The sequence below is a fragment of the Vibrio sp. zbq_1 genome (assembly GCF_043102935.1).
Taxonomy (GTDB): domain Bacteria; phylum Pseudomonadota; class Gammaproteobacteria; order Enterobacterales; family Vibrionaceae; genus Vibrio; species Vibrio parahaemolyticus.
Genome location: NZ_JBICJH010000038.1, coordinates 1 through 5,135, shown reverse-complemented (window position 1 = coordinate 5,135; position 5,135 = coordinate 1). Strand labels below are relative to the sequence as shown.

Here is a 5,135-nt window from a genome sequence, read left to right as displayed (position 1 = left end):
TTTAGTGGTTAAGGTGGTATGCAGCAGCTTCGGCATTGCGTTGCTCACACCTTAATGCGGCGTTAGTTTGCAAGAGGAAAAACGCAGCTATATCGCAAGATCTAGTGGTAAAAGCTCAAAGTCGAAATTGTCGTATCGGCGTTCAATTTCAGTGTTAACGAGCGTGGAGAAAATCCAAAATTGGCATCGTTTCAACGATTGATTTGTTTTTTGGCGCGGCGACTTTTGGGTTACCTGAGTTGAACTTTCTTGCTGAAACTCTGCTCGTTAAGTTTGTTGGTACAAAAGCTGATTTACTCGCTGAAATGACGTTTTCTGCGGCGTTGTTTGTTCCACGTTGTTTCATTGAGTAGCCGCTTTGAGACTACGCCTGACTTAAGTGCATCAAAACACATAGAGTTTATTGTTTTCAAAATTTGAAATAACGTAAAATCAACACTTTGGGTTTGCAAACTAACAAACTGCTCAAGAGGGATTCGCAACGCGTGGCATTTTTACTATGCGTTGAATTTAGTGGTTAAGGCGGTATGCGGCGGCTTCGGTATTGCGTTGCTCACCCCTTAGCAGGGCGTTATGAGCCAGCTCTATACGTGACTTGGGCTGAGAAATTTCAAATATATTATGAAATAGAATGCTATGAGGAATAACCTCAAGGTAATCAACTTTAGCGAGCGTAAAGTCATGTTGGAGCGAATAGAAAAAGTACTAGATCTTAATGACATTGCTTATAAAAGCAGTGAAAGTGCCATGTATATAAAACTTGGTGGCCTCAGTTCAAGAGTTCAAATTAAGTACGATTATGCGAACAACACCTACAAATTTAGTTGTGGGGAATTAAGAATGTTTATTTCCAGTGTCATCTTCTTTTGTTTGGCATTTAACATGCTTTCTCAAGGAGCTCTCGGACTATGGAATGGGTATGCAGCAGGTCTAATGTTTGCTGTAGCCATTGGTAATCTGTTTTCGGTAATATCAACGAATGTACAAATGTTAGATTTACGAGTACAACTCCGTCAGGAAGGCGTGTACTTGAAGTCAGGCTCATAACAAGGCGTTTAAGGCGGATTCACAACGCTTGGCGGTTTTGGTTCAAGTTAGCTTAGGTGTTTAAGATACAATGGTTTTAGTTTGGTGGTTTGCGTTGTTCACCACTTAACGCGGCGTTATGCTTAATCACTTAAAATCAGTGATTTATGGTTTTTCTTTGTTCCCTCGGTTTGATAATTTCGAGTTCGTCGGCAAGTCAGCTTCATTGGGCGCTATTTTCTGGACATCAATTCTTTGGCGCTGGAAATTCAGTGAATTGCCTCAATCAGATTTCGCGTTAACGCGGGGTTAGGGCAGTTGGCTCAATCAGAACTTTGAACTTAGGTTTTTGAGTTTTATCCGCCAAATTTCAAAGTCCGATTTTCAAAACTATGAGTCATTTCGGTTTTCTACGTTTTGGCTTTTGTTTGTAAATCAAAGTCGAGTTAATCTTGGTTCTATTAAAACGTAACCCATTGAAGCTTAAGCATAACAAGGCGTTCAAGAGGGATTCATGCCGCGTGGCATTTTTGGTATGCAGTGAGTTTTGGTGGTGAAAGTGGTCTGCGGAAAGTTGGTTTATGCGGCATTCACCCCTTAACGCGGCGTTAGGCAAATGGAGATAGGCGTGAGTTTAAGGATAATTGAAGTCGTAGATTTTCAGTCGTCGTGGGCTGATGATTTTAACCGAGAGAAAGCGTTAATCTGTAATGCGTTAAGCCAAGAAAATGTGGTGGAAGTTCACCACATCGGTAGCACTTCAGTTGAAGGTTTATGTGCGAAACCAATTATAGATATTCTGCTCGAAGTTAAATGTCTCAGTGAACTGGATGAGCAAAGTTACTTGATGGAATCGTTGGGCTATCTTGCTAAAGGTGAGTTTGGTATCCCGGGTAGGCGTTACTTTCAAAAAGGTGGGGTTCAACGAACTCATCAAGTCCACGCTTTTCTAACAGGTTCACATGAAGCACAAAGACACATCGCTTTTAAAGAGTATCTTATCGCTTTTCCTGAAGTGGCCGATGAGTATGGTGTGTTAAAGAAAACTGGAGCAGCAATCTGCAACAATGACATAGATGTATATTGCCGTCATAAAGATAGCTTTATTAAAGAGCATGAGGCTAAGGCTCTCAACTGGAAATTTGCCTAACAAAGCGTTCAAGAGGGACTTGGCACGCGTGGCATTTTCAATTTGCGTTGTGTTTAGTGGTTAAGGTGTTATGCGGTCACTTTTGTATTGCGTGCCTGCGCCCCTTAACGCGGCGTTAGCATTCAAAAAGGGATTTTCCTGCTATTATTTACTAGTTATGTAGTTTTTGATTAAGGGTGATGAGATGACTAGAATTGAGGAGCTTCAAAACGAAGTGCAGTCTCGGTTAGAGGTTGAGGCCATTGAATATGTGAATGAAAGAACGGATTTCAAACTAAATGATTTGAGTTTAATTCTAGATGCTATCTACTCTTGTTTTGAGAATGAAGCTGATATAGCGCTTATTCCAGATAATGAAAATTCTTCTAAGTGCCGGATTTTAGCCACACAAATAGATGCAAAAGTCGTCTTATCTAATGATGTCACTATACCTAAAAATGTTGGAGTTGTAATAATGCTAGCTTCAAAAGCTAGTAGAAGATTGTTGAGGCTTATTTGTGAAAATGAAATTCCTCTAATAATACTTGAAAAAGAATGTGTAAGGGGAGTTTTTAATCTAAACAATTCTGAGCTTCTTCAATTACCTAAATATAGTGATAATAAGAGTGAAAATTTTGAAGTTAATTTACGCACTCTCCCTGTGGCTATAAATTCTGTCAAGAAACGCTATTATCGGAACGTCAATGAAGAATTAGTGCGGCTAACTAGCATTCTAAGTGATGTTAATATACGAGCAAGTGCCGCTTTAGATGAAGCATTAGTTGAGTTGCAAAAAACAAAAAAACTATTAGAAATCTAGCATTATTAAGGAGTGTGTAAAATGGGACTTGGTCAATTAGCAGGTGAGATAAAGAAACTCATCATTCTTGGTGAAAAAACCGAGCAAATGATGAAGGAGATAACTTTAATATCTGGCAAGATTGATGCTTATGACAAAACGCATAAATTAGAAATTAATTCTCTAAGAGATAAGCACGATAAAGTGAATGAAAGACTTATTAGAATTGAGGCTTTGGTGGAATTTACTCAAAGCAAATACACCAATACTCCGAAAGTCAACGGCACCCAACTACCGCCATCTCAGGATTAATGCTAACAAGGCATTTAAGAGTGATTCCCAACGCTTGGTATGCTTCATTCCATCGTTGGGTTTCGTGTTTATGGTGGTATGTTATTGTTTTGTGGTAGCGTTGCTCACACCTTAATGCGGCGTTAGCTTTCCATCAGTTAAGTAGTTGCTACTTATTCAAATCACATTAGCAGGGATTGTAAGGCGGAAGTAATGGTAAAATATGCAGCATTGTCATTAGCTAGCTATCTTGTGCTGGTTTTTTTCTCTATATACGTGGGAACGGAATTTTCAATCCCTATGTTTCAGGGAAATAATATTGTTGCGTTATTGCTACCTATCATAGTTCTTAGCTATAAATTGAGCATCTATAAAGGCTTTAGCAAGAAAAAAGTATTTATGGCATTTATTGTTTCAGGAATCTATTGTGCAGTTTCGAGCGTCGTTTCACATGTTCAGCAAGCTAAGGTTTTGGGTATTTTAGAAGCTAGCTTTGTGATTTTGTTTCCTTTTACTTTGCTATGTGCACTAATGGCTGCAAAACGCATATAAAGCTAACAAGGCGTTTAAGGCGGATTCACAACGCTTGGCGATTTCAGTTTTAATTGAATTTTGTGTTTAAGGTGCAATGGTTTAAGTTTGGTGGTTGGCGCTGTTCACCACTTAACGCGGCGTTATACGATTCGAATAAACTAGAGGTTGTTGTGGATAGAAAAAGTGACGGTTTGTTGAGGCAGTTCAAGCGAGTTGCTATCTCATTTGCAGACTTTAAAGAAGCTCACGATATCGTTAGCTACATTAAGAACAACAAACTTTACGCTGATTTTGATGGCAATTTTCTTGTTCTTTCTGCATTAACTAATGCGATGATCTTATCTTATTGTAAGCCATTTTCTGGAAATGACTCTCGAAATCAAATTAAGGTGCCCGATTTACCTACTACCGTACTAAAAGTCCTATCACCTGACGAATTTTCCTTACATAAATTTTTAATCCAGCTTAGGAATCAGCTTATTGCACATTCAGATTCTCAGGCTATTGAAATGAAGTTTGCTATCCATACTTATGGGGATTTTCAAATGCTCCAGCCGGTAAGGAATAGAAGTTCAAGGTGTTTGAGTCCTGAACAATTGGATCTTTTTGAAAGTATGTCTTTAAAACTGCTCTCGCATGTAGCTACTTTACGTAAAGATCTAGAGCTCAAGATCATTCCGTTACTAACTGAGGACGACATAGAAAAGTGGGGTGCGTAGAATCGTATAACAAAGCATTTAAGAGTGATTCGCAACGCTTGGCAGTTTCGCTTCGCTCAAGTATAGCCAAGCGTCGCTCACACCTTAATGCGGCGTTAGTACGGGTTTTACATCAAAGGTCATAAGTTTTGGTGTTTATCTGTTTTGGCGGTCGTATTTACACCTTTCAGTGAGTGCCTTTCACGTTCTTTCCGGTGGCACTATATGCGGAGTGTTCGTTTTGATTTCACCGTTTACGGTTTCTAACTCTTAGCCTATTTCTTTGGCGCTTCTTCATTTTCGTGGTGGCTTTTGAGAGAACCTTGATTACTTTTGGTGTGGCTGTTGAAGTACGAGGAAAGAATCCTTTTCTAATTTGAAACTAGTGAAAGTAGGGCAGTTCATTGCGTTTTTCTTCTAGCCAACTTTCGTCTTCCAATCGAGGTAAAGTTTTGTAGCTGCCCGTCTCACTTCAGTGTTCAAAGCCTTTCATATTATGCCACTTTTCAATATCTTGGAGCGCATAAATAGAAGTGGAGCATGTACTAACAAATTGCTTAAGAGTGATTCGTAACACGTTGCATTTTTACTTTGCGGTGGCTTATGTGATTAAGGCGCTGTGCGGTAGCTTCTGTATTGCGTTACTCACACCTTAGCA

7 protein-coding genes are annotated in these 5,135 nt (G+C 39.3%); 6 read left to right on the top strand and 1 reads right to left on the bottom strand.

What is annotated here, in order from left to right; genetic code table 11:
• Nucleotides 1–154: 154 nt before the first annotated feature.
• Nucleotides 155–346: a hypothetical protein gene (locus tag ACF8CV_RS17445; protein WP_155007008.1), complete on the bottom strand. Its 192-nt coding sequence runs from the start codon at nt 344–346 to the stop codon at nt 155–157.
• Between the two features lie 290 nt (nt 347–636).
• Here ACF8CV_RS17445 and ACF8CV_RS17440 point away from each other — a divergent pair, with 290 nt between their 5' ends.
• The 6 genes from ACF8CV_RS17440 to ACF8CV_RS17415 all read left to right on the top strand — a co-directional run bounded on the left by ACF8CV_RS17440 (nt 637) and on the right by ACF8CV_RS17415 (nt 4,498).
• The gene (locus ACF8CV_RS17440) at nt 637–1,047 is read left to right on the top strand and encodes a hypothetical protein (RefSeq protein ID WP_017449628.1); all 411 of its coding nucleotides are present in this window, start codon (nt 637–639) and stop codon (nt 1,045–1,047) included.
• A 607-nt stretch (nt 1,048–1,654) separates the two neighbouring features.
• Nucleotides 1,655–2,176 carry a GrpB family protein gene (locus ACF8CV_RS17435; protein WP_000058623.1) on the top strand — a complete coding sequence of 174 codons (522 nt, stop codon included), beginning with the start codon at nt 1,655–1,657 and terminating at the stop codon, nt 2,174–2,176.
• 184 nt (nt 2,177–2,360) lie between these two features.
• The gene (locus ACF8CV_RS17430; RefSeq protein WP_138938736.1) at nt 2,361–2,975 is read left to right on the top strand and encodes a hypothetical protein; all 615 of its coding nucleotides are present in this window, start codon (nt 2,361–2,363) and stop codon (nt 2,973–2,975) included.
• 21 nt (nt 2,976–2,996) lie between these two features.
• A complete protein-coding gene (locus ACF8CV_RS17425) occupies nt 2,997–3,266 on the top strand; it encodes a hypothetical protein (protein WP_138938735.1) in 270 nt (89 codons plus the stop codon).
• 192 nt (nt 3,267–3,458) lie between these two features.
• Nucleotides 3,459–3,797 carry a hypothetical protein gene (locus ACF8CV_RS17420; protein ID WP_138938733.1) on the top strand — a complete coding sequence of 113 codons (339 nt, stop codon included), beginning with the start codon at nt 3,459–3,461 and terminating at the stop codon, nt 3,795–3,797.
• A 152-nt stretch (nt 3,798–3,949) separates the two neighbouring features.
• Nucleotides 3,950–4,498, top strand: a complete 549-nt coding sequence (locus ACF8CV_RS17415) for a hypothetical protein (RefSeq protein ID WP_138938732.1) — start codon at nt 3,950–3,952, stop codon at nt 4,496–4,498.
• Nucleotides 4,499–5,135: the final 637 nt, after the last annotated feature.

What these genes read in the sequence shown, in the direction of transcription:
- ACF8CV_RS17420 (WP_138938733.1), top strand. Translation starts at nt 3,459, where the DNA reads ATGGTAAAATATGCAGCATTGTCATTAGCTAGCTATCTTGTGCTGGTT.
- ACF8CV_RS17430 (WP_138938736.1), top strand. Translation starts at nt 2,361, where the DNA reads ATGACTAGAATTGAGGAGCTTCAAAACGAAGTGCAGTCTCGGTTAGAG.
- ACF8CV_RS17425 (WP_138938735.1), top strand. Translation starts at nt 2,997, where the DNA reads ATGGGACTTGGTCAATTAGCAGGTGAGATAAAGAAACTCATCATTCTT.
- ACF8CV_RS17440 (WP_017449628.1), top strand. Translation starts at nt 637, where the DNA reads ATGAGGAATAACCTCAAGGTAATCAACTTTAGCGAGCGTAAAGTCATG.
- ACF8CV_RS17445 (WP_155007008.1), bottom strand. Translation starts at nt 346, where the DNA reads ATGAAACAACGTGGAACAAACAACGCCGCAGAAAACGTCATTTCAGCG.